Genomic DNA, 23,976 nt, shown 5'->3' with positions numbered 1-23,976 from the left:
CCCCTTCGTGTTCTCGGCATCTCGCCGTGCGCGCCCAGCGCCTCGGGCGGCCTAAAAGTATGAAATTTGTCACACCCTTCTTTTGATTCTTATATCAAAGCCCCCACCTCAATTGAAGCCGCAAATGCGATCCATACGGATCTGATGCCCCCCGTCCGGCCTCCGGCATCGACGGCCTCAGTGGTGCAGCTTCAGCCCAACCTTGGTGATGCGGGCGCCGTCCATCTCGCGGATCACCAGGCGCATCGGGCCAAGATCGACGGCGTCACCAACGACCGGCTCGGCCTGGAGTTCGCGGCGCAGGTAGGCCTCCAGGGTGTCGCCCTGGTGCTCGGGCGGGACCGGGGCGCCGTAGGCCATGCCGACCGCGCCGAGCTGGGCGTCGCCATTGAGGGCGAACTCCCCGAACACGCTGCGCTCGGTCAGACGCTCCGGTACCTGGTCCTGCGGGACGAACAGGCGGTCGAGGTCATGCAGGTCGGCCGGGGCGACCATGATGTAGAGGTGGTCGCCGGCATGCAGATCGAGCAGCTCGAGCGTGTCCAGCAGCTTGCCCTCGCGCAGGTGGGCCACGACCCGCGCGCTGCCCGGCAGGCGGAAGTTCGACCACGCCTCGCGCACCACCGGCGTGGTCTCGGCCAGGCGATAACCGACCAGCTCCATCTCCTGCTGCCCGGGGATGTCCAGCTCGGTGCGCTGTACGCGTGCAGTGGTCGGCGGCAGCTCCAGCCCCAGCCAGCGCGCCGAGGGCGCGACGGTCCAGCCCTGCACCAGCAGCGAGATCAGCACCACAAAGAACACCACGTGGAAGAAATATCCGGCCAGTTCCAGCCCGGCGAGCAGCGGGAACAGCGCCAGGATGATCGGTACCGCACCGCGCAGGCCAACCCAGGCGATGAAGACCTGCTCGCGCCAGGGGAAACGGAACGGGTACAGGCAAAGCCATACGGCCAGGGGCCGGGCAACCAGGATCAGGACCGCGGCGACGAGCCCCGCATCCAGGGCCACCGGCGGCAGGCCCGAGGGAGTCACCAGCATGCCGAGCATCAGGAACATCCCGATCTGTGCGAGCGAGGCGATCCCGTCGTGGAAGCGCTTGATGTTCTGCGAGGCCTCCAGCGGGCGGTTGCCGATCAGCAGCCCCGCCAGGTACACGGCGAGAAAGCCCGAGCCGCCCACCAGGCCGGTCAGGCCGAAGATGGCCAGCGCCCCGGCCATCGCGAACAGCGGGTACAGCCCGCCCGCCATCGGCACCCGGTTGATCAGCGCCAGCAGGGCGAAACCGCCCGCCACACCGAACAGGGCGCCCAGCCCCATCTGCTGGACAAACTCGACGGCGACGACCACACCGAACTGCTGATCCGGCATCAGCAGCAGCTCGATCAGCACGATGGTCAGAAAGATCGCCATCGGATCGTTGGAGCCGGACTCGATCTCGAGCGTGGCACCGACACGGCTCTTCAGTTCGAGCCCGCGCGAGCGCAACAGCGAGAACACCGCAGCCGCGTCGGTGGACCCCACGATGGCCCCCAGCAGCATCCCCTCCAGCCAGGACAGGCCCAGCCACCAGACGGCGAACACCCCGGTCAGCCCGGAGGTAACGAGCACCCCGAGCGTCGCCAGCCCCAGGGCTGGCTTCAGTCCGATACGGAAATTGCGGGCCGGTGTGCGCATCCCGCCGTCGAACAGGATAATCGCGAGCGCGGCCGAGCCGACCAGATAGGCCAGGGTGATATTCTCCACCTCGAGACCGCCCGGGCCCTCCGGCCCGAGCAGCATACCGATCACCAGGAACACCAGCAGCAGGGGCACGCCCAGCCGCGAGGTGATCACGCTCGAAAGGATGCTGCCCAGCAGCACAATGGCCGCCAGGAAGATGATCTGGTTGGAGAGGTCCATGCGTCGATCATACCGGAAGCCCCCCACAATCCGCCCAGCCGGCACGGTGCGCGTTATGGCCTGCGGGCTGGTTGTCGCGCTGGGTCTCGCAGCGGCGCCGGCCGCCGCCGAGCGCGGCGTCGACGCACTGCACTTCGAGTTCGAGAACGACCTGTTCGCCGGCGAGGACCGCTACTACACCAATGGCTTCCGCATCGGCTGGACGCGCAGCGAGGAGCGCGTACCCCCCTGGCTGCAGCGGGTCGCCGACGCCCTGCCGTACTTCGTCGACCGCGAGGAACGCGGCCGCCTGAAATCGGCCATCCACCTGGGCCAGAACATGTACACCCCGGAGGATATCGAGCGCTCCCCCGCGGACCCGGACGACCGCCCCTACGCCGGCTGGCTGTACCTGAACTTCAGCCTGGCCGAGGATCATGGCGACCGCCTGGACCGGCTGCAGGTCACCGTGGGCACCGTCGGGCCCGCCTCGCTGGCCGACCGCACACAAAAGGAAGTCCACAGCTGGTCCAGCGCACCACAGCCACAGGGGTGGGACGACCAGATCGGCAACGAGGCGACCCTGATGGTGGGCTACGAGCGCCAGCTGCGCGGACACTCGCATCGCGCCGAGGGCGGCTGGGGCTGGGACCTGACCCCGCACTGGGGCGCGACCGTGGGCAGCCCGTTCACCTTCGCCAATGCGGGCGCGATCGTACGCGCCGGCCGGAACCTGCCGCGCGACTACGGCCCGCCCCGGATCAACCCGGCGCTATCGGGTTCGCATACGTTCGAGACGGTCGGCTCCACGGGCGGCTATCTGTTCGCGGGGGTGGATACCCGGCTGATGGCCTATGACCTGTTCCTGGACGGCCCCCTGTTTCGCGACGGGCCCTCGGTGGACAAGCACCCGGCAGTGGGAGAGCTGACCGCCGGGTTCGTGTTCCATGTGGGTGGGGTGCGGCTGGGCTACACCCACGTCTGGCGCTCACGCGAGTTCAGTGGCCAGGCCAAGCGTGCAGCGGAATTCGGCTCGCTGCACGCCACCTGGCAGTTCTGACCTCCGGCCACGCGCCTCAGAACACCGCGGCCTCGACATCGGGGTAGGTTGTGGCCACCGAGCGGTCGATCTTGTCCTCAAAACCCGGGTAGTCATCAATGATGTCCGCCATGCGCTCGCGCACGAGGGGCACGGTCTCGAAGTCGGCCAGCCCCTGCTCCACGCCCTCCTCGATCGCGTCCCAGAGGGTGACCAGATAGTTCTGCAGGCGCGGCAGGGTCTCCGCCCCCTCGATCCGGCCGTGGCCGGGCACGACCACATCGGGTTCCAGCGCGATCAACTCGTCCAGCAGATCGATCCACTGCGCGACGTCGCCGTCCCAGACCGAGGGTGCGCGATCGCTGTACACCACATCCCCAGCCAGCAGGACCTTTGTCTGCGGCAACCAGACGATCAGGTCACCCGGGGAGTGGGCGCCACCGGAGGGAAAGATCACCACCTCGGTACCGCCCAGGTCACGTGTGATGCGCTCGTCCACGGGGGTGTTGGGCAGCAGTGGTGTGGTATCGCCGGTCGCGCCATCGGTCATCTCGCGAAAGTTCTCGACCCAGGTCTCGGCCTCCGCCTCCATACGCTCGATGGCCTCGGGGCCAGCCATGATCTCCGGCTCGTCCTCGGCAAAGGCATGATTGCCCAGCCAGTGGTCACCATGACTATGGCTGTTCACGACCCAGCGCACCGGGAGGTCGGTCACCTCGCGGATGGCCTCGCGCAGGGCCACACCCATGGTCTCGGACGAGCCCGTATCGAACACGAGCACCCCGTCGTCGGTCACCACGAACGCCATGTTGGCGTTCCAGCCGAGATTCTCGCGGCTGGGGAAATCGCGCGCCGATGTCATCACGGCATAGACCCCGGGGGCCACGGCCTCGGGCTGCATTTCGTAGTCCTCGGGCGCCGCCGGCTCGCCAGCCGGTGACGCCGTCGTGAAGGCGAATGCCATCACCAGGCCCGTCAGTACCACACCCAATGGCTTCCATCCCTGCATCGCAATCACCCCCGAATATTCCCGATCGTGAAGAATAGACCCGCCAGACCCCACAAAGTGCGCTGCGCCGCCTACGCGGCCGAAACTGATAGCATCGGGGCCTCCCCCAGGGAAACACTGATCAATGTACACGCTCGCGTTGGTACCCCAGGTTTTCCGAGACAAGGCGCGTCGTGCAGCGGGTAGTGGTTCTACCCGCAAGCGGCGCAACGCAGGATCGGGGAACCTGGGGTGCCAACCCCACAACTTAATGAACGAAGGGGCTCGGCCGCCCGTTGCTATCAAAAACGGGCGCGCGAACGGCGTTGCGGCTCGCTTATGTAGCTCGGCTACACTGCGCTCACCGCGCCTTGTTCGCACGCAAAAGCGACTCGAGCGCGAGCGTGTACATTGATCAGTGTTTCCCTAGGATGGAGACTGCAGGTGCGCAAGATTTCCCGGACCTTCCTGACCGGCCTGGCGGCCATCCTGCCCCTGGTCATCACCCTGGCCCTGCTCTGGTGGCTGGGCACCACGGCCGAGACGGTACTGGGCGGGCTGCTGCGCGCGATTCTGCCCGATGCCCTGTATTTTCCGGGCCTGGGCATCCTCGCCGGGCTGGGGCTGGTATTCGCGCTGGGCGTGCTGCTACAGGCTTATGTGGTGCGCGGCCTGTTCGACTGGGTGGAATCGCTGATGCAGCGCATCCCGGTGATCAAGACCATCCACGGGACCGTGCGCGACGTGACCAACCTCCTTTCCGGCGACATCCACCAGCGCTTCGGACAGGCCGTACTGGTCACCTTCCCGGGCAGCGACTTCAAGCTGGTCGGCTTCGTCACCCGCGAGGACTTCGAGGGACTGCCGGACAACCTGGGCGGCCCGGAGACGATCGCGGTCTACATGCCGATGAGTTACCAGATCGGCGGCTACACGCTGATGCTGCCGCGCGATCGCATCGAGCCACTGGACCTGTCGCTGGAGGACGCGATGCGCTATGCCCTGACCGCCGGCGTCTCCGCGCGCCAGGACAAGGGAACCGGGTAGAATTCGCTGCATGATGGACCACGACCACCAGCCACGGATTCTGATCGGCGTCAGCGGCGGCATCGCCGCCTACAAGGCCTGCGAGCTGGTGCGCGAGCTGAAGCGCGCCGGCTGCGAGGTGCGCGTGGTGATGACGGCCGGCGCCCGCGCCTTCGTGACCCCGCTGACCTTCCAGGCCCTGTCCGGCGCGCCGGTGCGCACCGAGCTGCTGGACGCCGAGGCGGAATCCGGCATGGATCACATCGCCCTGGCGCGCTGGGCCGACCGCATCGTGGTCGCCCCGGCCAGCGCCAGCCTGATCGCCCGCTACGCCCAGGGCCTGGCGGACGACCTGCTGAGTACGCTGCTGCTGGCCACGACCGCGCCGGTCGCCCTGGCACCGGCGATGAACCATCGCATGTGGGCCCACCCCGCCACGCAGGCCAATATTGCAACCCTGAGCGAGCGCGGCGTAACCCTGATCGGGCCGGACAGCGGTGACCAGGCCTGTGGCGAGCAGGGCGAAGGCCGCATGCGCGAGCCTGCCGCGATTGCGCGGGAGCTGCTGCAGCCGGCCCACGCCCCGCTGGCCGGGCGCCACGCACTGATCACCGCCGGCCCCACCTTCGAGCCGATCGACCCCGTGCGCTTTATCGGCAACCGCAGCTCCGGGCGCATGGGCTTTGCCCTGGCCGCGGCCGCGCGCGACGCGGGCGCGCACGTGACCCTGGTGCATGGCCCGACGGCCGAGGCCGTACCCGCGGGCGTCGCGGGCATTGCCACGGAAACGGCCGCCGCCATGCACGCCACGGTGATGGATCGACTGCCCGAGACCGACATCCTGATCGCGGCCGCGGCCGTGGCCGACTACCGCCCGGCCGAACCGCAGGCGCAGAAGATCAAGAAGTCCGACCCGGTGATGCACCTGGCACTGGAGCGTACTCGGGACATCCTGGCCGAGGCGGCAACACAGGCGGCCTCGCTCCCCCGGCGCCCGTTCCTGGTCGGCTTCGCGGCCGAGACCGAGCACCTGCGCGAACACGCCGAGGCCAAGCGCCGCGCCAAGGGGCTCGACCTGATCGCCGCCAACCGGGTCGGCGAGGGCCGCGCCTTTGGCACACCCGACAACGAACTGCTGTGCCTCTGGGAGGGCGGCGAGCGCCGGCTCCCCAGCCAGCCGAAGACCCAACTGGCACGGGCGCTGATCGACCTGATCGTCGAGCGCCTGGCCGAATGCGAAACGGATTAAGGAACCCCGAATGCCCGCCCGCGAGATTGACCTGAAGATCCTGGACCCGCGCATGGGCGCGGACTTCCCGCTGCCCGCCCCGGCCACCGACGGCTCGGCCGGCGTCGACCTGCGTGCGATGATCGAGGCCCCGCTGACGCTGGAGCCGGGCACCGCCGAACTGATCCCGACCGGGCTTTCGATTCATATCGAGGACCCGAGCTACGCCGGGATGATCCTCCCCCGTTCCGGGCTGGGCCACAAGCACGGTCTGGTGCTGGGCAACCTGGTCGGGCTGATCGACGCCGACTACCAGGGGCCGCTGATGGTTTCCTGCTGGAACCGGGGTACCCAGGCGTACACCCTGGAGGTGGGCGAGCGCCTGGCGCAGCTGGTGATCGTCCCGGTGGTGCAGCCGCGCTTTCGCGTGGTCGAGGACTTCGAGGAGAGCGCCCGTGGCGTCGGCGGCTTCGGCTCCTCCGGCCGCGGATGACCGCGACCCGATGATCCCTCAGCCCGAGGGGTAGGACACGCCCAGACCACCCAGGCCGCAGTAGCCGTTGGGCACCTTTGCCAGGTACTGCTGGTGGTAGTCCTCGGCGAAGTACCAGGCGTCCAGCGGCTGAATCTCCGTGGTGATGGCGCCACGCCCCGCGGCGTCCAGCGCCGCCTGGTAGCGCTCGCGGCTGACCTCGGCCGCCGCCTGCTGTTCGGCGGAGTCCACATAGATCGCGGAGCGGTACTGCGTGCCGACATCATTGCCCTGGCGCATGCCCTGGGTCGGGTCGTGCCCCTCCCAGAACACTCGCAACAGCGTATCGATCGACACCCGGGCCGGATCGAACACCACACGCACCAGTTCCGTGTGCCCGGTCTGCCCGGAACAGACCTCCCGGTAGGTCGGGTTGCGGGTGTAGCCACCGCCATAGCCCACACTGGTCGAATACACACCGTCGGTCTGCCAGAACAGCCGTTCTGCTCCCCAGAAGCAGCCCATGCCCACATGCAGCACCTGCATGCCGTCCGGATAAGGCGGCGCGAGTGGCGTGCCCAGCACCATGTGCCGTGGCGGGACCGGCAGCGGCTCGTCGCGCCCGGGCAGGGCCTCCTCGGGCGCGGGCATGCGCGGCTCGGAAAACGCAAACATCACAAGGGCTCCTTCCGGAAACGTGGATTCGTCAGCCGGGGTCGGCCGGGGTCAGCCGGATCAGCTCGCCCGGGTTGTGGTCGGTCAGCACGTAAATCGCGCCATCGTGCACGCGCACATCGCGGATGCGGCGGCCAAGATCGGGGAGCAGGTCTTCCTCGTTGACCAGCTCGCGGCCCTCGAAGGTCAGCCGGCGCAGGGTCTGGCCCCGCAGGCCACCCACCAGCAGATCGCCATCCCAGGCGGCAAAGGCGGAATCACGCAGGATCGCCATGCCGGACGGGGCAATGGCCGGCGTCCAGTAGTGGATGGCGGACTCCATCCCCTCCTTCTCGGACTCGCCGGTACCGATCGGGCCGCCGGAGTAGGCGCCGCCATGCGAGATCACCGGCCAGCCGTAGTTCAGGCCGGGCTCGATGATGTTCACCTCGTCGCCACCGCGCGGCCCGTGCTCGTTCTGCCAGAAGGTGCCGGTCTCGGGATCGATCACCATCCCCTGCGGGTTGCGCACGCCGATCACCCAAAGCTCGGGATGTGCGCCATCCTCGTCCACGAACGGGTTGTCGTCGGGCACCGAGCCATCATCGTGCAGGCGCACGATGCTGCCGGCATGGTCGTCCTTCTTCTGGGCGCGATCCTGGTCGCCACGATCGCCAATGCTGACGTACACATAGCCCTCGTCGTCGAACACGATGCGCGAGCCGAAGTGGCGCCCGCCACGGGCCGCCGGCTCGGCGGAGAACAGCACCTCGACCGCCTCCAGCGCCCCGTCCGTGAACTGCCCGCGGGCCAGGCGCGTCGTCTGACCGCCCTCCACCTGCGCGGAATAGGTGAAGTACAGCCAGCCGTTGTCCTCGTAATCCGGATGCAGGGCCAGATCCAGCAGCCCACCCTGGTTCTGCGAAACCAGGTCGTCCGGCAGGCCGGAGACCATCTCGCCGCGCCCCTCGAGGTTCTCCGCGTCGGGGAAATAGCGCAGCTGCCCGGGCCGCTCGCTGATCAGCGCCCCGCCATCCGGCAGAAAGGCGATCGCCCAGGGGTGATTGAGCCCCGAGTGCAGGACCTCGCCCCTCAGCTCGCCGTCGGCGGTGGAGAATTCCTCGGCCGCGATCCCGGCCGAACCCCCGCAGGCCACCAGAAGCCCGCCCAGCAACGGGGCCGCCAGCAACCGACCCGGATATCGCTTGTCCATGTCCCTGCCCTCGTTAGGTCCGTACCCGTTGGTGGCCCGTACCCGCCGCCGGGTTCCCTGGGGTACCAACGCGAGCGTGTACATTCATCCGTGTTTCCCCGGCTGGCAGGACGGACACCAGTAGGTGGAGCGCAGGTGCTCGCCCGCTAGCGCCCGCTCCACCGGTGTCCCGCAGGTGCGGCAGGCCTGCCCGCCGCGCCCGTACACGTTCAGGTACTCGTCCGTCTCGGCCCGGTCACGCGTGATGCGCGGGCCCGGCTTGAGGTTGCGCCGCAGCAGGCGCGCCGCCTCGCAATAGAGCGCCAGGAGCTCGTCATCCGTGATCGCGCCGACCGGGTCGAGTGGATGTCGTCCGTGCAGGAACAGCACCTCCGACTTGTAGATGTTCCCGATGCCGGACGCCAGCGACTGATCCAGCAGCACGTCCAGGACGGGTCGCGCGGCGTCGCTGTGGACACGCACGCGCCGGACGACTGCGGCCAGGTCCACCTCCGGGTCCAGCAGGTCCGGCCCCACGCGCGCATCCAGCCGCTCCGGGTCGCCGCGCCCCTCCGGCTGTGGTTGCCAGGCGAGTTCGCGCGGATGGAAACAGACCAGCACCCGGTCCACCAGCCGCAGCACGGCCCAGGCCTGATGCTCCGGCTTGTACCAGGCGGCCCCGGGCGCATACTGGTGCCAGGTCCCGTACATGCCCAGGTGCGTGCGCAGCTGCCAGGCGCGGCCTGCGGCGTCATCCAGCTCGATCAGCAGATGCTTGCCGCGCGCGCTCACGCCACGCGCAGCCATGGCCCCATGCTCCACCAGTGCCGCACCACGCCGGGACCGGGTCGACACGGCCTCCAGCGCGGCGCCGGTCAGTACCGGACCCAGCGCCCGGGCCAGCTTGTGGATGGTGTCGCCCTCGGGCATCGCGGATGGACGTTCAGCGCTTGCGGCTGGGGTAGAGCGGGGCCTCGCCCTCGGGGCGGGTGCGGAACAGGCGCATGGACCACAGGTACTGGGCCGGGGCCTGCGTGATCCCGCGTTCGATCGCCCGGTTCATCTGCCGGGCGTCGGCATGATCGTCGCCGCTGGGGAAGTCCTCGAGCAGGGGCCACAGGCGCATCACGTACTGGTCCGCCACCGAGTCGTACCAGGCGAAGCTGGGCAGCACGGCCGCCTTCGACATGCGCGCCAGGCGGCCCAGCGCGGTGAGCGTCGCCTTGGGGACACCGAAGAAGTCGACGAACACCGCCCCCTCGGCCCCCAGATCCTCGTCCGGCAGGTAGTAGAAGAAACGGCCGCGGCGGAGCTGGCGAATGGCCGGACGCAGGCCCTGCTCGCGGGCGAAGATATCGCCCGAGTAGCGTGTACGGCTGCGATGGTTGATCCACTCCAGCACCGGATTCTTCATCGGCTTGGCAAACGACACGCCGTCGTACATCTGGCTCATGCGCACGCCGCCGTAGTCCAGCGCCAGCGAATGCGGGGCGAGGACAATCACCGGCGTACCGGCCGCCTGCAGGCGCTCGTAGTGCTCCAGCCCCTCGATGCGGATGCGCGCGGCGTGCTGGCCGGGCTTGCCGAACCAGAGCAGGCCGTAATCCAGCACGGTCTGCGCCTGGTAGCGGTAGTAGGCCTCCATGCGCTTCTCGCGCTCGGCCGGAGTCATCTCGGGGAAACACAGCTCGAGGTTGCGCTCCACCACCGCGCGGCTGCGCCCGGCACCCCTGCGAATCAGCCGCCCGAGCCCCCGGGCCAGCGCATGCACTGCCGGGCGCGGCATCTCCTGCAGCACCCAGGCGACGCCCAGCAGCAGCCAGCTGCCCCAGTAGCGCGGGGCGAAATGACGGCCGGTCAGCGGTGCCTGATAGGCGCCTGCCTCCTGGCCCGAGCGGGTCTCCCCGGCCTGTTCGCTCATGCGCCCCCGCCCGCGTCGAGCTGCTTGCGCGCGCGCTTCGCATAGACCTCCATCTCTTTCGCCGCCTGCAGGTCGCCCTTCTCGGTGGCGATGGCTATGCCGCGTTCGCAGGTGGACAGCGCGGCCTGCGGCCGCTCCAGGTCAACGAGGGTCTTGGCCAGCAGCTTCCAGGCGGCGGAATACCCGCCATCCAGTTCCAGCGCGCGTTCCAGGTGGGGGATCGCGGCCTCTTTCTGGCCGTCGGTCGCCAGGGCGTTGCCCAGCGAAAAGCGCAGCATCGCGGAGTCCTGTCCGCCATCCAGCATGTTCTGGAAGCGTTCGATCATGTCACTCATAGGGCTCCTCCTTCTGGATATCTTCAGGCTAACGCCGCCAGAAGGCGGGCGACAGAAGCACCAGCACGGTAAAGATTTCCAGCCGGCCCATCAGCATCGCCAGCACCAGCACCCACTTGCTGAAGTCGTTAATCGAGGCGTAGTTGGCCCCGACCTCGCCCAGCCCGGGGCCAAGGTTGTTCAGGGTCGCGGCCACCGCGGAGAACGAGGTGACCTGATCCAGCCCGGAGGCCATGATCAGCAGCATCATCACCACGAAGACCATCACGTAGGCGGCGAGAAAGCCCCAGACCGCCTGCACCACGCGGTCGGGCGCTTCCTTGCCGTTCACCTTCACCGCGATCCGGGCATGGGGATGGATCAGGCGCTTGATCTCGCGCAGCCCCTGCTTGACCAGCAGCAGTACGCGCACCACCTTCATCCCGCCGCCGGTGGAGCCGGTGCAGGCCCCGATGAACGACAGGAAGATCAGCAGCACCGGCAGGAAGCCCGGCCACAGATAGAACGCGTCGGTGGTGAAGCCCGAGGTAGTCGCCACCGACACCACGTGGAAGACCCCGCGCCGCAGGGCGTCGTTCGTATCGGCGGCAAAGCCACTCCACAGCATGTAGCCGACCACGATCACGGCGGCGGAGACCAGCAGGATCAGATAGGTGCGCAGCTCCTCGTCGCGCCGGTACGGCTTCCAGGTCGCGCGGTGCAACACCAGAAAATGCAGCGCGAAGTTCATCCCGCCAAGGACCATGAACACGATCGCCACCGTCTCGATTGCCACCGAATCGAAGTGCCCGATACTGGCGTCGTAGGTGGAGAACCCCCCGATCGCGATGGTCGAGAATGCATGCCCGACCGCGTCGAAGGCCTCCATTCCGGCGGCCCAGTAGGCCAGCGCGCAGGCCACGGTCAGGCCCAGGTAGATGTACCAGAGATTGCGTGCGGTCTCGGCGATGCGCGGAGTCAGCTTGTTGTCACGGATCGGGCCGGGGGTTTCGGCCTTGAACAGCTGCATGCCGCCCACGCCCAGCAGCGGCAGGATCGCCACCGCCAGCACGATGATCCCCATGCCCCCCAGCCACTGCAGCTGCTGGCGATACCACAGGATCGCGCGCGGCAGGTCGTCCAGGCCGGTAAGCACCGTCGCCCCGGTGGTGGTGAGACCGGACATCGACTCGAACACCGCGTCGGTGAACGAGACCGGCAGATTCGGGTCCAGCACCAGGGGCGCCGCCCCGGCAATGCCCAGTCCCAGCCAGAACAGCACGACCAGAATGAAACCGTCGCGCACCTGCAGGTCGCAGCGTGCCCGGTACAGCGAGCCCCACAGGATCCCGCCGATCAGCAGCAGCAGCGCGAACGCCTGCAGGAACACCCAGGCGGTGGACTCGCCGTAGAGAAACCCGATCGCCGCTGGCGGCAGCATGGTCAGGCTGAACAGCGTCAGCAGGACCCCAAGCAGGCGGGCGGTGGATGCGAAATGCAGCATCGGCCAGGACGACCTAGAAGAACAGCGCGGAGGGCTGGAACAGGCGCTGCACCTGCTTGACCTTGCGCCGGTCGGTCAGGAACAGGATCACGTGGTCGCCGGCCTCGATCACCGTGTCGTGGTGCGGGATGATCACGTCCTCGCCACGCACCACCGCGCCCACACTCGTGCCCTCGGGGAAATCGATCTCCTCGATCTGCCGGCCGACCACCTGCGAGGTGCGGGCATCGCCGTTCACCACCGTCTCGATCGCCTCGGCGGCGCCACGACGCAGGGTATGCACGGTGGCCGTTCCGCCCTCGCGCACGCGCGCCAGCAGCGCGCTGATCGTCGCCTGCTGCGGCGAGATCGCGACGTCAATCGTGCCGCTTTGCAGCAGGTCCACATAGCTCGGACGGTTGATCAGCGACATCACCTTGCGCACGCCCCAGCGCTTGGCCAGCATGCCGGCAAAGATGTTGGCCTGGTCGTCATTGGTCACCGCACAGAAGACGTCGTTGTTCTCGATGCCGATCGATTCGAGGAAGCGGTCGTCCGCACTGTCGCCATGCAGGACCAGCACATTGCTGGGCAGCGAGCGCGCCAGGTGGTCGGCGCGATCCGGGTCGCGCTCGATCACCTTGACCCGGTAGCGCTTGCTGAGCGTCTCCGCCAGGCGCTCGCCGATATTGCCGCCGCCGGCGATCATGATGCGCTTGTAGGGCTTTTCCAGCTTGCGCAGCTCCGAGGTGACTGCACGGATGTTCTTCTTCGCGGCGACGAAGAAGACCTCGTCGTCGGCCTCGATTACGGTGTCGCCATCCGGCTGGATGGAGCGGTTCTTGCGAAAGATCGCTGCCACCCGCGTATGGATGCCGGGCATGTCGCTTTGCAGGTTTTTCAGCTCGTGCCCGACCAGCGGCCCGCCGTAGTAGGCACGCACGCCGACCAGCGAGACCAGCCCCTCGGCGAACTCCAGCACCTGCAGCGAGCCCGGATGCTCGATCAGACGGTGGATGTGGCGGGTGACGATCGCCTCCGGCGAGATCAGCATGTCCACCGGCATCGCATCCTGGGCGAACAGCTCCGGGGTCTCGTGGTAGTCCCGCGAGCGCACGCGGGCGATCTTGGTTTCGACGTTGAACAGGGTGGAGGCAACCTGACAGGCGATCATGTTCACCTCGTCGGAGTCGGTCACCGCAATGACCATCGAGGCGTCCTGCGCCCCGGCGGCCTCCAGCACGCTCGGGTGCGAGGCGAAGCCGTTCACCGTCTTGATGTCGAACTGGTCCTCCAGCTCCGCCAGACGCTCGGCGCGGGAGTCGACGATGGTGATGTCGATGCCGTCGGCGCTCAGGGCCTCGGCTAGTGACTGGCCCACCTGCCCGGCGCCGAGGATGATGATGTGCTTCATGCGTCTCCCGTCCCGGAGATGTCAGGGCGTCGTGCCAGGGAAACGACTGGCGTCTCAGCCGTCGGCCTTCACCCGTTTTGGATCGATGCCCAGTGCCTTGAACTTGCGATAGAGGTGGGTGCGCTCCAGCCCCACCCGCTCGGCCAGCCGTGTCATGTTGCCTTCCGAGCGCTCCAGTTGCTGGATCAGATACTCGCGCTCGAACTGCTCGCGCGCCTCGCGCAGCGGCAGGTCGGGGATCGCCAGTGCCCCATCCTCGAACTCCTCGCCGCGCTGCGGCTGGCCGGTCAGGGTGCGCTCGACCTCGTCGCGGGTGATCTCGTCACCGGAGCCGAGGATCATCAGTCGCTGCACCAGGTTACGCAGCTCGCGCACGTTGCCGGGCCACTGATACTGCTGCAGCCGCTCCAGCGCCGGGCGCTGGAACAGCCGCATCGGCAGGCCTTCCTGCTGGTGCAGATGGCGCATATGGTAGTCCAGCAGCTCCGGGATGTCCTCCGCGTGCTCGCGCAGCGGCGGGATCGCCAGCGGCAGGACGTTCAGCCGGTAGTACAGGTCCTCGCGAAACCGGCCCTGCTCCACCGCCTCGCCAAGATCATGCTGGCTGGCGGCAATCACCCGCACATTGACGCTGATCGGCTGATCGCCCCCGATCCGGGTAATGCGCTGGGTATCCAGGGCATGCAGCAGGCGCCCCTGCGTCTGCATGTCCATCTCCGCGACCTCGTCGAGGAACAGCACGCCACCGGCGGCCTGCTCGAGCAGCCCGTAGCGCACCCGATCGCCCTGCTCGCTGCCGAACAACTCGGCCACGGCCTCGTCGCCCGACAGCGAACCGACCGAGACTACGATGAACGGGCTGTCCCGCCGCGCACTACGCGCATGCAGCAACCGGGCAAAGGTCTGCTTGCCCACCCCGGGCTCGCCGGTAATCAGCACCCAGGTGTCGTGTTGCGCCATGCGCTGCACCTGGTCGCGCAGGTTCACCATCACCGCGCTGCCCCCGACCGGATCAGCGACCGTGCCGGCATGGCGCTTCAGGCCCACGTTCTCGCGCTGCAGGCGGGCGGCCTCCAGGGCGTTGTTCAGCGTAATCAGCAGCTTGTCTATCGACAGCGGCTTTTCGATGAAGTCGTAGGCGCCCAGGCGGGTGGCATCGACGGCGGTCTCCACGTTGCCGTGGCCGGAGATCATCACCACCGGACAGGGCAGACCTTCGTCGTCGCCCCACTCCTTGAGCAGGGAGATCCCGTCGCCATCCGGCATCCAGACGTCGAGGAGGATCAGATCCGGCCGGCGGCTGCGGCGCTGGGCCTTGGCCTCGGCCACCGAGCCGGCCAGCGCCACCTGGTAGCCCTCGTCCTCGAGGACATCCTGCAGCAGCATCCGGATATCCGGTTCGTCGTCGACGACCAGTACGTACGGTTCGCTCATTCCGGTTCCTCGTGGGCCAGGGCCTGCGGGGTATGTTCGACCGGGATGCGAATGCGGAAAACCGCCCCACCTTCGCCCGCCGGTTCATTATGGCACTCAATCATGCCGCCATGTTCCTCGACGATCTTCTGCGCGACCGCCAAACCGAGACCGGTTCCACGCGGCTTGTCGGTGGTGTAGGGCTCGAAGATGCGTTCCAGCAGCTCGGGCTTGATCCCCGGGCCCGTGTCGGTCACCCGCAGCTCGATATGCGGCCCAGTCGGATCGTCCAGATAGGCAGTGGCGATATGCACCACGAAGGCCTCCTGGTCTTTGCCAGCCTCCAGCGCGTTCTTGATCAGGTTGTGCAGCAGCTGTCGCAGGCGTCCGGCGTCACCCCGAATCCCGGGCAGGTCCGGCTCGAGGTCGGTCTGCACACGGGAATGGCCGTCGGAATCGACATACAGCTCGCAGACATCCTGGATCAGCTGGTTCAGGTCCACCGATCCCAGCTCCAGGCGCGGGGCCTGGGCGTAGTCGCGGAAGGCGTTGACCAGCGTCTTCATTGCCTCCACCTGCTGAATGATCGTGCCCGTCGCGCGATCCAGGACATCGCGGTCGGCCCCGTCGAGGACCTTGCCCAACCGGCGCGACAGACGCTCGGCGGATAGCTGGATCGGGGTCAGCGGGTTCTTGATCTCGTGTGCCAGACGCCGGGCCACCTCGCCCCAGGCCGCATCGCGCTGCGCCTTCAGGAACTCGGTCATGTCATCGAACACGATCGCGTGCAGGCCTCGGCTGGAGCCCGAGGTCGGCAGCCAGACGGCACGCGTCATCAGCACCTTGCGCCCGGAACGGGTAAACACGACGACCTGCCGTGACCACTCGTCTTCCTGGCGCGCCAGGGCATCGTTGATCGCCTCGAAGAATTGCCCGACCAGCGGACACTCGGCGCCCAGCTCGGAGATCGGACGCGTGCGAGCGCCCTGCAGGTCGCACTCCAGGATTTGGCCGGCGGCCTCGTTCGCGGTACGAAGGCGCAGACTGCCATCCAGCGCGAGCACGCCGGAGCGCAGGTGCTGCAGGACACTCTCCAGGTAGGCGCGCTCGGCATCCAGCAGGCGGCGGTTGCGCTCGGCCTCGTCACGCGCCTCATTCAGCGTGCGCGTCATGGCGTTGAACGACTGCACCAGAAAGCCCAGTTCGTCCGCCCGCTGCACCGCGAGCCGGGTGGAATAGTCGCCAGCGGCCACCAGCCGTGTCCCCTGCACCAGATCGGAGATCGGACGCACCATGCGCCTTGCCACCAGCAGCCCGGCCCACAGGGCCGCCATCAGCGAGATCGCCAGCGCCAGCGACAGGGTGAAGATAAAGCCCTGGATGATCGGGCCGCGCAGGTAGGCGAATTCGCGGTAGCCGGCAAAGGCGTCCTCCACGCGTTGCGACAAGGCCGACATGCGCGGGTCGACCGGGTAGATCCCCTGCAGGATGCGGTTCTCCGCCCCCGGTCTTCGACTGCTGGTGGTAGCCACCACGCGAATGACCAGCGAGCCGTCGGTCTGCGGTTCCAGGCGCGAATACGGCTGCTCCGGGCGCACGCGCATCAGGATATCGGCCCCCGGGGGACTCGGCAGGCGGCGGATCGGGCTGTCGGTGGAGGAGGCAATGATGCGGTTGTTGGAGCCGACCAGCGTCAACTCCTGGGCCCCAACCTGACGGCGGTAGTCATTCAACGCCAGCGGAACCAGGCCCTCCGAGACCCCTTCCAGCTCGCTCATCATCTCCTGCGTCTCGGTCGCCAGCTGGCGCACACGCAGATCCAGCGACGAACGCGACAGCTCCAGGGCATCCTCCAGCGCGGAGTCCACGCGCACGTCGAACCAGGAGTCCACGCCCTCGTTCAGGAACTCGAAGGAGAAATAGTAGACGACCGAGACCGGCAGGACCGCCACCAGCATAAAGCCCCCGACCAGCCGCAACGTCAGGCGACTGCCGGGCACGCCCTGGCGATACTGGGCGACCATGCGCACGAACTGGTGGACGATCAGGCCACCCAGTACCAGCAGGATCGCGGCGTGGAATACCAGCAGCCACAGGAACAGCTGCTCGAAGCGGGCCTGGTCCTGCGCCGCCCCGCCCATGACCACCAGCGAGGTCAGCAGCAGCAGGAACAGCAGGCCCATGCCCAGCAGGCCCCATGGGAAGCGTCTTAGGGAAACGCTGATCAATGTACACACTCGCGTTGGTAACCCAGGTTTTCCGAGACAAGGTGCGCCGTGCAGCCGGTAGTGGTTCTACCGGCAAGTGGCGCAACGCAGGATCGGGGAACCTGGGGTACCAACCCCACCAGCGATTGAATGCCGGGGCTCGGCCGCCCGCTGTTATCAAAAACGGGCATGCGCACGGCGTTGCGGCTCCCTTGTGCAGAATGACTGCACGGCAGTCGCCGCGCCTTGTTCGCACGCAAAAGCGACGAAGCAGCGAGCGTGTACATTGACCAGCGTTTCCCTAATCCAGGGACCATCGATGCCACTCCCGCCGGGTGGTGAGGTCACCGCGCAGACCGGCATCCAGCTGCAGCGGCAAGGGCAGCGCCGAATACACGAGCAACAGCCGCGCGGCCATGTTGTAGTCCTCCGGCCGCTCGCGCACCGCCCCCGGGACGCCATGCATCGGCAGGCGCCCGAGTCGGCGGGCCACATACTCCAGGGCATCGCCCAGGGTCGGCTTGAGCTCCATCCGGTCGTCGTTCACGTCGGTTACCAGGTAATACCGGTTCAGCGCAAAATATTGCAGCTTGACCCGGCGTGTCTCGTGCTGCACGGACTCCCGGCCCAGCCAGCGATCCCGTTCGATCCGGGCCTCGGCCTCGAACTCCAGCGTGACCCCGTTGGCCAGCGCGTCTTCCAGCACTTGCGGCAGTCGCATGTCGAGCACGAGGCGCACCAGCAGGGTGTCATCGTCCATCCACATGTGCCGGGCGTCGCGGATCTCCAGGGCCTGCGCCGTACCCGGGGCCAGCGCCAGCACGAGTGACCATGCCAGCAGGAATCCGATCGGCGACCGCCCCGCGCGCATGCCCTAGTCCTTTGTCAACAGCGCGTAGTAGAAGCCATCGCCGCCTTCCAGCCCCAGCGGCAGCGCCCAGCCGACCGAGCGAACGTGCGCGCCGGCGATCGGTGGACCGCCCTCGGGCTCCAGCGCTCGGGCAGCCGGCATCCGCTCGAGAAAGTTTGCGACCACCGCGTCGTTCTCCTCGGACAACAGTGAGCAGGTCGCATACAGCAGGCGTCCGCCGGGACGCAGCAGCCCCCAGGCGGCCTCCAGAATGCGCGCCTGCTCCGCCGCCAGGCGCGGAATATCGTCGGCGCGGCGCAGGGTCTTGATGTCCGGGTGACGCCGGATCACCCCGGTCGCGGAGCAGGGGACATCCAGCAGGATCGCATCGAAGGGCTGGTCATCCCACCAGGCATCAGGGTCGGCGACATCGGCCGCGGTCAGCTGCGTGGCGAAGCCCAGGCGGTCGAGGTTTTCGCTCACCTGCACCAGGCGCTCGGCGTCGCTGTCCAGCGCAGTGAGACGGAGATCGCCACCCGCCCGTTCCAGCAGATGACCGGTCTTGCCGCCCGGGGCCGCACAGGCATCCAGCACGCGCTCGCCCGGCTGCGGATCAAGCAGGACCGCCGCCCATTGCGCAGAGGCGTCCTGCACCGAGAGCCGGCCCTCGGCAAAACCGGGCAGCCGGGCGACGTCGGCGGGTTCGGCCAGTGTCAGGGCAGCCCCCAGCTGAGGATGCGCCTGTGCCGGGTGCCCCGCCGCGACCAGTGCCTGGAGGGCGTCCTCGCGCGAGGTGCGAGACAGGTTCACGCGCAGGGTCATGGGTGCGGGACGGGTGGCCGCCTCCAGCAACGTCTCCCAGTCGTCGGGCCAGGAGGCCTGGATCGCCTCCAGCAGCCATTCCGGAACGGCGTAACGCAGCGCCGGGTCTTCCCGGACTGCCGCCTCCAGCGCATCCTGCTCGCGCTGCGCGCGCCGCAGGACCGCATTGATCAGCCCCACCGCACCGGGGCGATGGATGGCCCGCGCCAGCTCCGCGGTCTCGCGCACGGCCGCGTGGTCGCGGGTGGAGAAATGCATCAGCTCGGCCAGCCCCTGCGCCAGCAGCACACCGATCACGGCGTCTTTCTTGCGCAGCGGGCGCTCCAGGAAACCGTTCACCAGTGCCGACAGCTGTGGATACCAGCGAAGCGTGGTATAGGCCAGCGCCTGCACCCAGGCCGCGTCGCGGGCGTTCAGCCCCTCGGTTGCGTGCTCCACCGCGCGCGTCAGGGAATGCCCCTGCAATACGACACCCTCGGCGGCCTCCAGAGCTCGCTGACGCGGGGAGCGCGAGTCCACCCGCGAGGGTACGATCCGTCCGGCGCGCTTGCCCGCCATCGCTCAGCCGCCCGTGAGGCGCTGCCCCACCAGCGCCGTAGTATTGGCCCAGTCCGCGGCCGCGACCGGGCGCTTGCCCGGCAGCTGCACGGTCTCCAGACGCAGTCGGCCCTCCCCGGTGCCGACTTCCACCCCGTCGCGACCCACGGCACGGATGGTGCCGGGCTCCGGGTCCGCCGGCCCGGGCAGCGGGCGCGCAGCATGCACGCGGATCACCTGCCCGCCCCAGCGCGCCTGGGCGACCGGCCAGGGGTTGAAGGCCCGCACCTGGCGATCCAGTTCCACCGTCGGGCGGGCAAAGTCCAGCCAGGCCTCGTCCTTCTCCAGCTTGTGCGCGTAGGTCGCGCCGGCATCGTCCTGTGGTTCCGGCTGCGAACGCCCCGCGAGGATCTCGGGCAGCCGCTCCAGCAGCAGCTCGGCGCCCAGCGTGGCCAGCGCGTCGTGCAGCTCGCCGGTGGTCGTCGTCGCCGTGATCGGGGTCGAGCGACAGGCGTGCACCGGCCCCGTGTCCAGGCCGGGCGCCATCTGCATCAGGCAGACCCCGGTCTCGGTATCGCCGGCCAGGATCGCGCGGTGGATCGGCGCGGCGCCGCGCCAGCGGGGCAACAGCGAGGCATGGATGTTCAGCCCGCCCCGGCCGGGGATTTCCAGCACCGCGCGCGGCAGGATCAGCCCATAGGCCGCCACGATCAGGATATCCGGGCGCCAGGCGGCCAGTTCGGCCCGGGCCTCGGGCGATTTCAGGGATTCCGGCTGCAGCACCGGGATACCGGCCGCCTCGGCGGCGACCTTGACCGGGCTCGGGCGCAGCTGACGACCACGCCCCGCCGGGCGATCCGGCTGGGTGTACACGGCCACGGGCCGCGGGCCGCGCTCGATCAGGGCCTCCAGAGCGGGGACCGCGAAGTCCGGCGTGCCGGCGTAGACCACGCGCGGCCGTGGAACATCCTTGTCGCTTTGCGTCATCAGACGGCGGGCGCCGCGGCCTTGTCTCCCGCGCCAGTCCGCGCGCCCTGCTTCTCCAGCTTCTTGCGGATGCGGTTGCGCTTCAGGCTGGAGAGGTAGTCCACGAACAGCTTGCCGTCGAGATGGTCGATCTCGTGCTGGATACAGACCGCCAGCAAACCATCAATATCGAGCTCGTAGGGCTGGCCGTCACGGCCAAGGGCACGCACTCGGATGCGGTCGGCGCGCTGCACGCGCTCGTAGAAACCGGGTACCGACAGGCAGCCCTCGTCCATCTCCTCCTCGCCGGAGGTCTCGAGGATCTCGGGGTTGATCAGCACATGCGGCTCGGTCTGGTCATCGGAAACATCCGCGACCAGCACCCGCTTTTGCACGTTGATCTGGGTGGCCGCCAGACCGATACCCGGCGCGTCGTACATCGTTTCCAGCATGTCGTCGACCAGGGTGCGGATCTCGTCGTCCACCGTCTCGACCGGCTCCGCCTTCAGGCGCAGGCGGGGATCCGGGAAATGCAGTATTTCGCGCTTGGCCATGAAAAACCTCAAACTTTGTACTGTACAGATGCCGCAATTCTGCTAACGTTGGACCGCAATATCCGCGGAATTGCGTCATCCGCATGGGGCCGGGCTATAGCAAAATAAGGCTCGGGGAGCGCGCGGATCTGACAGGGGACAGCAATGTACAAGACCAGGGCGACCACGACCTTCGTTCTGCCGGGCATTTTACTCAGTGTAACGCTGTTGCTCGGCGCCTGCGCAGCCACCCAGACCGAAGAGGGGGCTGCCACCGCCGAGGACACCGAGGCCACGCAAGTGGCCCGCAGCGAGGACACCTCCCGCGAAACCGCCCGGGCTGCCGAGACCCCGGAGCCGGAACCCGAGATCCGCGAATCCGCTCCCGAACGCTACGTGGTCCGCGAGGGCGACACCCTTTGGGATATCGCCGCGATGTTCCTGCGCGATCCTTGGTACTGGCCGGAGATCTGGCTGGTGAACCCCGAGATCGAGAACCCGCACCTGATCTATCCGGGCGACGTACTCAGCATCTACTACGTGGATGGCGAACCGCGCATCACCGTGGATGGCGGCCCGCGCGTGCGCCCGACCAAGCGCCTTTCACCCGAGATTCGCGTAGTCGATCGCGATGAGGACGCGACCCCGATCTCCACACTGCAGTCGTTCATGTTCCGCCCGCAGGTGCTGGACGACGAGACACTGGAGAACGCCCCCTACATCCTGGCCTCGCAGGACGAGCGCGTGATCTTCGGCCCGGGCGACCGCGTCTACGTGCGCAACGCCGAAGACACCCGGCAATACGACCTCTATCACATCGTGCGCCGTGACGGCGAGCTGGTAGACCCGGACACCGGCGAGAACCTGGGTATTGCGACCCTGCCGATTGGCGAGGCGGAGATCGTCGAACCCGGCAACGTGGCGCGCGCGAACATCCGCAAGGGCGAGCGCGAGGCGATCCGTGGCGACCGCCTGGTCCCGTTTGCCGACGAACAGGACATGCTGTTCGAGATCGGACGCCCGCCAGAGGACCTGGAGGGCACGATCATCTCCCTGTTCGACGCGATCAGCCAGATCGGCCAGCTGCAGGCTGCGATCATCAACCGTGGCGAGCGTGACGGCATCGAGAACGGCCAGGTGATGACCGCCTACACCGCCGGCCGCCAGGTCCGCGACCCGATTAGCGACCGGGCGAACGAGGTCGTGACCCTGCCCGAGGAATCGGTCGGCACCGTGATGGTGTTCCAGACCTTCGAGAAGGTCTCCTACATTCTGGTCACGGAGTCCGACCGCACCCTGCGCGAGGGTGACAAGGTCCGCCATCCGTCGCACTGATCCGCTCGCACGGGCATCCGCACCACCGATGACCGACGATCGGGACCGCGCGGCGCATCAGCGCGCCTGGCTGGAACTGATCAACATCCCGGGGCTCGGCCACCAGCGCCTGCTGCATCTGGTCGAGGTCTTTGGCGGTCCCGGCGCCGCCCTGGCCGCCTCTCCCGGCGAATGGCGACGTCACGGGGCCGAGCTGGACATCGACCCGGCGGCCCGCACCGTAGGCGCCGATGCCGACCAGGCCTGGCTCGACCAGGACGAACGGCATCACCTGCTCTGCCGGGATGACCCCGACTACCCGCCGCTGCTGGCCGAACTCCCCGACCCGCCTCCCGTCCTGTACCTCAATGGTGACCCGAGCCTTCTGCATCGGCCGCAAATCGCAATCATCGGCGCCCGCGAGTGCACGCCGCAGGGCGAACGGCTGGCCGGCGAGTTCGCGCGCGAGCTCGCCGGTGCCGGCGTGATCGTGACCAGCGGCCTGGCGCGCGGCATCGACGGGGCCGCCCACGAGGGGGCCCTGGCCGCCCCCGGCGGCCGCACGATCGCGGTCGTCGCGACCGGCCCGGACCGCATCTACCCGGCGCAGCATCGTCGCCTCGCCCACCGCATTGCGGATCACGGCCTGGTCGTCTCCCTGTGGCCGACCGGCACGCGGCCGCTGGCGCGCAACTTCCCGCAGCGCAACCGGGTGATCAGCGGCATGGCCCTGGGCACGGTCGTGGTCGAGGCCGCGCTGAAGAGTGGATCGCTGATCACCGCCCGCCTGGCGGCGGAACAGGGCCGGCAGGTCTACGCGGTGCCGGGCTCGGTACTGAGCCCGGTCAGCCGCGGCTGCCATCGTCTGATCCGTGACGGGGCGCAACTGGTGGAATCGGCCGACGAGGTGCTGGAGGACCTCGCGGACTGGCTTGGTGTCGCCCCCGGGGAGACACCCGAAACACCGCCGGAACCGGCCCGGGAACCACTGGATCCGGAGCAGGAACGCGTGCTGAACGCGATGGGTTTTGACCCGATCCCGCTGGAAACCCTGCGGGATCGCACCAAATTGACCATCGAGCGCCTTTCATCCATGCTGGTTTTGCTGGAACTCAACGGCCGTGTGGCCGCCCTCGACCACGGGCGCTACCAGCGCCTCGACGCAGGATCCCCTGAATCATGAACGAAAGCGTGCTGGATGTGCTCATGTACCTGTTCGAGCACACCATGGACGAGGAATCCGACGAGGAGCCGGATCGCGCGGAACTGGAACGCCACCTGGTGGAGGCCGGTTTCGCCCGCCCCGAGATCGACCGCGCCCTGGGCTGGCTGGACCGCCTGATGAGCGAGGCCCCCCTTACCGGCCGCGGCGGCGACGGCGCGGCCCAGCGCATCTACGCCCCGGAAGAGCGCAAGCGCCTGGATACCGAGGCGCACGGCTTCCTGCTGCATCTGGAACAAAACGGCCTGCTGACCGCCGGCACCCGCGAGCTGGTGCTGGATCGTGTGATGGAGCTGGACGCCGAGGAGATCGACCTCGACCAGCTGCGCTGGGTGGTGCTGATGGTGCTGTTCAACCAGCCCGACGACGCGATCGCCTATTCCCGCCTGGAAGAGGTGATGCGCGACGATGCCGGCCCATCGGCCGTGGATTATCTGCACTGAGTACACCGTCCTCCGCAGACAATGCGGTAGCCAAGGGCGTTTTCCTCCTCTAGTCTTTAG

22 protein-coding genes are annotated in these 23,976 nt (G+C 68.1%); 7 read left to right on the top strand and 15 right to left on the bottom strand.

Annotated elements, in window-relative coordinates:
* Window positions 1-177 precede the first annotated feature (177 nt).
* Complete coding sequence (locus tag F579_RS0110835; RefSeq protein WP_019023206.1) at window positions 178-1,899, bottom strand: potassium/proton antiporter; 1,722 nt, start codon at window positions 1,897-1,899, stop codon at window positions 178-180.
* On the opposite strand from F579_RS0110835, the gene F579_RS0110830 reads away from it, so the two are divergent.
* On the top strand, window positions 1,898-2,938 hold the full coding sequence (locus F579_RS0110830; RefSeq protein ID WP_026300965.1) for a lipid A deacylase LpxR family protein: 1,041 nt from the start codon (window positions 1,898-1,900) through the stop codon (window positions 2,936-2,938). The two genes, F579_RS0110835 and F579_RS0110830, sit on opposite strands and share 2 nt — an antisense overlap.
* A 16-nt stretch (window positions 2,939-2,954) precedes the next feature.
* On the opposite strand, the gene F579_RS0110825 is transcribed toward F579_RS0110830, so the two are convergent.
* Entirely contained in the window at window positions 2,955-3,902 is a 948-nt protein-coding gene (locus F579_RS0110825; RefSeq protein ID WP_019023208.1) for an MBL fold metallo-hydrolase, read from the bottom strand.
* Between the two features lie 447 nt (window positions 3,903-4,349).
* On the opposite strand from F579_RS0110825, the gene F579_RS0110820 reads away from it, so the two are divergent.
* The 3 genes from F579_RS0110820 to dut are packed head-to-tail and all read left to right on the top strand — an operon-like array spanning window position 4,350 to window position 6,652.
* Window positions 4,350-4,952 (top strand): DUF502 domain-containing protein, encoded by a 603-nt coding sequence (locus F579_RS0110820; RefSeq protein WP_019023209.1) that lies wholly within the window; start codon window positions 4,350-4,352, stop codon window positions 4,950-4,952.
* 10 nt (window positions 4,953-4,962) lie between these two features.
* Window positions 4,963-6,180 (top strand): bifunctional phosphopantothenoylcysteine decarboxylase/phosphopantothenate--cysteine ligase CoaBC, encoded by a 1,218-nt coding sequence (gene coaBC / locus F579_RS0110815; RefSeq protein WP_019023210.1) that lies wholly within the window; start codon window positions 4,963-4,965, stop codon window positions 6,178-6,180.
* A gap of 10 nt (window positions 6,181-6,190) precedes the next feature.
* Complete coding sequence (gene dut / locus F579_RS0110810) at window positions 6,191-6,652, top strand: dUTP diphosphatase (protein ID WP_019023211.1); 462 nt, start codon at window positions 6,191-6,193, stop codon at window positions 6,650-6,652.
* 18 nt (window positions 6,653-6,670) lie between these two features.
* Here dut and msrA read toward each other — a convergent pair whose 3' ends face one another.
* The 13 genes from msrA to def form a co-directional block, all read right to left on the bottom strand.
* A complete protein-coding gene (msrA, locus tag F579_RS0110805; RefSeq protein WP_019023212.1) occupies window positions 6,671-7,306 on the bottom strand; it encodes a peptide-methionine (S)-S-oxide reductase MsrA in 636 nt (211 codons plus the stop codon).
* A 31-nt stretch (window positions 7,307-7,337) separates the two neighbouring features.
* Window positions 7,338-8,498: a PQQ-dependent sugar dehydrogenase gene (locus F579_RS0110800; protein ID WP_019023213.1), complete on the bottom strand. Its 1,161-nt coding sequence runs from the start codon at window positions 8,496-8,498 to the stop codon at window positions 7,338-7,340.
* An 84-nt stretch (window positions 8,499-8,582) separates the two neighbouring features.
* Entirely contained in the window at window positions 8,583-9,407 is an 825-nt protein-coding gene (locus F579_RS0110795) for an Fpg/Nei family DNA glycosylase (RefSeq protein ID WP_019023214.1), read from the bottom strand.
* A gap of 13 nt (window positions 9,408-9,420) precedes the next feature.
* The gene (locus tag F579_RS0110790; RefSeq protein WP_019023215.1) at window positions 9,421-10,398 is read right to left on the bottom strand and encodes a lysophospholipid acyltransferase family protein; all 978 of its coding nucleotides are present in this window, start codon (window positions 10,396-10,398) and stop codon (window positions 9,421-9,423) included.
* The gene (locus F579_RS0110785; protein WP_018138937.1) at window positions 10,395-10,733 is read right to left on the bottom strand and encodes a tetratricopeptide repeat protein; all 339 of its coding nucleotides are present in this window, start codon (window positions 10,731-10,733) and stop codon (window positions 10,395-10,397) included. The genes F579_RS0110790 and F579_RS0110785 overlap by 4 nt, the downstream gene beginning before the upstream one ends.
* Before the next feature lie 28 nt (window positions 10,734-10,761).
* Window positions 10,762-12,216, bottom strand: a complete 1,455-nt coding sequence (locus F579_RS0110780; protein ID WP_019023216.1) for a TrkH family potassium uptake protein — start codon at window positions 12,214-12,216, stop codon at window positions 10,762-10,764.
* A 13-nt stretch (window positions 12,217-12,229) separates the two neighbouring features.
* Window positions 12,230-13,609: a Trk system potassium transporter TrkA gene (gene trkA / locus F579_RS0110775; protein ID WP_019023217.1), complete on the bottom strand. Its 1,380-nt coding sequence runs from the start codon at window positions 13,607-13,609 to the stop codon at window positions 12,230-12,232.
* Window positions 13,610-13,663: 54 nt separating this feature from the next.
* Window positions 13,664-15,043, bottom strand: a complete 1,380-nt coding sequence (locus tag F579_RS0110770) for a sigma-54 dependent transcriptional regulator (protein WP_012983630.1) — start codon at window positions 15,041-15,043, stop codon at window positions 13,664-13,666.
* Window positions 15,040-17,250: an ATP-binding protein gene (locus F579_RS0110765; protein ID WP_038029634.1), complete on the bottom strand. Its 2,211-nt coding sequence runs from the start codon at window positions 17,248-17,250 to the stop codon at window positions 15,040-15,042. Before F579_RS0110765 ends, F579_RS0110770 begins: the two co-directional genes overlap by 4 nt.
* 280 nt (window positions 17,251-17,530) lie before the next feature.
* Entirely contained in the window at window positions 17,531-18,100 is a 570-nt protein-coding gene (locus tag F579_RS0110760; RefSeq protein ID WP_018993198.1) for a DUF4390 domain-containing protein, read from the bottom strand.
* Window positions 18,101-18,103: 3 nt separating this feature from the next.
* Complete coding sequence (rsmB, locus tag F579_RS0110755; protein ID WP_019023219.1) at window positions 18,104-19,459, bottom strand: 16S rRNA (cytosine(967)-C(5))-methyltransferase RsmB; 1,356 nt, start codon at window positions 19,457-19,459, stop codon at window positions 18,104-18,106.
* A gap of 3 nt (window positions 19,460-19,462) precedes the next feature.
* Window positions 19,463-20,425, bottom strand: a complete 963-nt coding sequence (gene fmt, locus F579_RS0110750) for a methionyl-tRNA formyltransferase (protein WP_019023220.1) — start codon at window positions 20,423-20,425, stop codon at window positions 19,463-19,465.
* Window positions 20,425-20,958, bottom strand: a complete 534-nt coding sequence (gene def, locus F579_RS0110745; protein ID WP_019023221.1) for a peptide deformylase — start codon at window positions 20,956-20,958, stop codon at window positions 20,425-20,427. Before def ends, fmt begins: the two co-directional genes overlap by 1 nt.
* Window positions 20,959-21,102: 144 nt before the next feature.
* Here def and F579_RS0110740 point away from each other — a divergent pair, with 144 nt between their 5' ends.
* From F579_RS0110740 to F579_RS0110730, 3 genes are read left to right on the top strand one after another with little or no spacing between them, the layout of a single operon-like run.
* Window positions 21,103-22,272, top strand: coding sequence for a LysM peptidoglycan-binding domain-containing protein (locus F579_RS0110740; protein ID WP_019023222.1), 1,170 nt, complete (start codon window positions 21,103-21,105; stop codon window positions 22,270-22,272).
* A 28-nt stretch (window positions 22,273-22,300) separates the two neighbouring features.
* A complete protein-coding gene (dprA, locus tag F579_RS0110735) occupies window positions 22,301-23,434 on the top strand; it encodes a DNA-processing protein DprA (protein WP_019023223.1) in 1,134 nt (377 codons plus the stop codon).
* Entirely contained in the window at window positions 23,431-23,916 is a 486-nt protein-coding gene (locus tag F579_RS0110730; RefSeq protein ID WP_017925210.1) for a DUF494 family protein, read from the top strand. Before dprA ends, F579_RS0110730 begins: the two co-directional genes overlap by 4 nt.
* The last annotated feature ends 60 nt before the right edge of the window (window positions 23,917-23,976 follow it).

Source organism: Thioalkalivibrio sp. ALJ21 (assembly GCF_000378605.1).
Taxonomy (GTDB): domain Bacteria; phylum Pseudomonadota; class Gammaproteobacteria; order Ectothiorhodospirales; family Ectothiorhodospiraceae; genus Thioalkalivibrio.
This window is presented reverse-complemented; position numbering and strand designations above follow the sequence as displayed.

Coding starts and splice junctions, on each gene's coding strand:
- F579_RS0110830 (WP_026300965.1), top strand. CDS start 1,898: ATGCGTCGATCATACCGGAAGCCCCCCACAATCCGCCCAGCCGGCACG.
- F579_RS0110835 (WP_019023206.1), bottom strand. CDS start 1,899: ATGGACCTCTCCAACCAGATCATCTTCCTGGCGGCCATTGTGCTGCTG.
- coaBC (WP_019023210.1), top strand. CDS start 4,963: ATGATGGACCACGACCACCAGCCACGGATTCTGATCGGCGTCAGCGGC.
- dut (WP_019023211.1), top strand. CDS start 6,191: ATGCCCGCCCGCGAGATTGACCTGAAGATCCTGGACCCGCGCATGGGC.
- msrA (WP_019023212.1), bottom strand. CDS start 7,306: ATGTTTGCGTTTTCCGAGCCGCGCATGCCCGCGCCCGAGGAGGCCCTG.
- F579_RS0110800 (WP_019023213.1), bottom strand. CDS start 8,498: ATGGACAAGCGATATCCGGGTCGGTTGCTGGCGGCCCCGTTGCTGGGC.
- F579_RS0110795 (WP_019023214.1), bottom strand. CDS start 9,407: ATGCCCGAGGGCGACACCATCCACAAGCTGGCCCGGGCGCTGGGTCCG.
- F579_RS0110790 (WP_019023215.1), bottom strand. CDS start 10,398: ATGAGCGAACAGGCCGGGGAGACCCGCTCGGGCCAGGAGGCAGGCGCC.
- F579_RS0110785 (WP_018138937.1), bottom strand. CDS start 10,733: ATGAGTGACATGATCGAACGCTTCCAGAACATGCTGGATGGCGGACAG.
- F579_RS0110780 (WP_019023216.1), bottom strand. CDS start 12,216: ATGCTGCATTTCGCATCCACCGCCCGCCTGCTTGGGGTCCTGCTGACG.
- trkA (WP_019023217.1), bottom strand. CDS start 13,609: ATGAAGCACATCATCATCCTCGGCGCCGGGCAGGTGGGCCAGTCACTA.
- F579_RS0110770 (WP_012983630.1), bottom strand. CDS start 15,043: ATGAGCGAACCGTACGTACTGGTCGTCGACGACGAACCGGATATCCGG.
- F579_RS0110760 (WP_018993198.1), bottom strand. CDS start 18,100: ATGCGCGCGGGGCGGTCGCCGATCGGATTCCTGCTGGCATGGTCACTC.
- rsmB (WP_019023219.1), bottom strand. CDS start 19,459: ATGGCGGGCAAGCGCGCCGGACGGATCGTACCCTCGCGGGTGGACTCG.
- fmt (WP_019023220.1), bottom strand. CDS start 20,425: ATGACGCAAAGCGACAAGGATGTTCCACGGCCGCGCGTGGTCTACGCC.
- def (WP_019023221.1), bottom strand. CDS start 20,958: ATGGCCAAGCGCGAAATACTGCATTTCCCGGATCCCCGCCTGCGCCTG.
- F579_RS0110740 (WP_019023222.1), top strand. CDS start 21,103: ATGTACAAGACCAGGGCGACCACGACCTTCGTTCTGCCGGGCATTTTA.
- dprA (WP_019023223.1), top strand. CDS start 22,301: ATGACCGACGATCGGGACCGCGCGGCGCATCAGCGCGCCTGGCTGGAA.
- F579_RS0110730 (WP_017925210.1), top strand. CDS start 23,431: ATGAACGAAAGCGTGCTGGATGTGCTCATGTACCTGTTCGAGCACACC.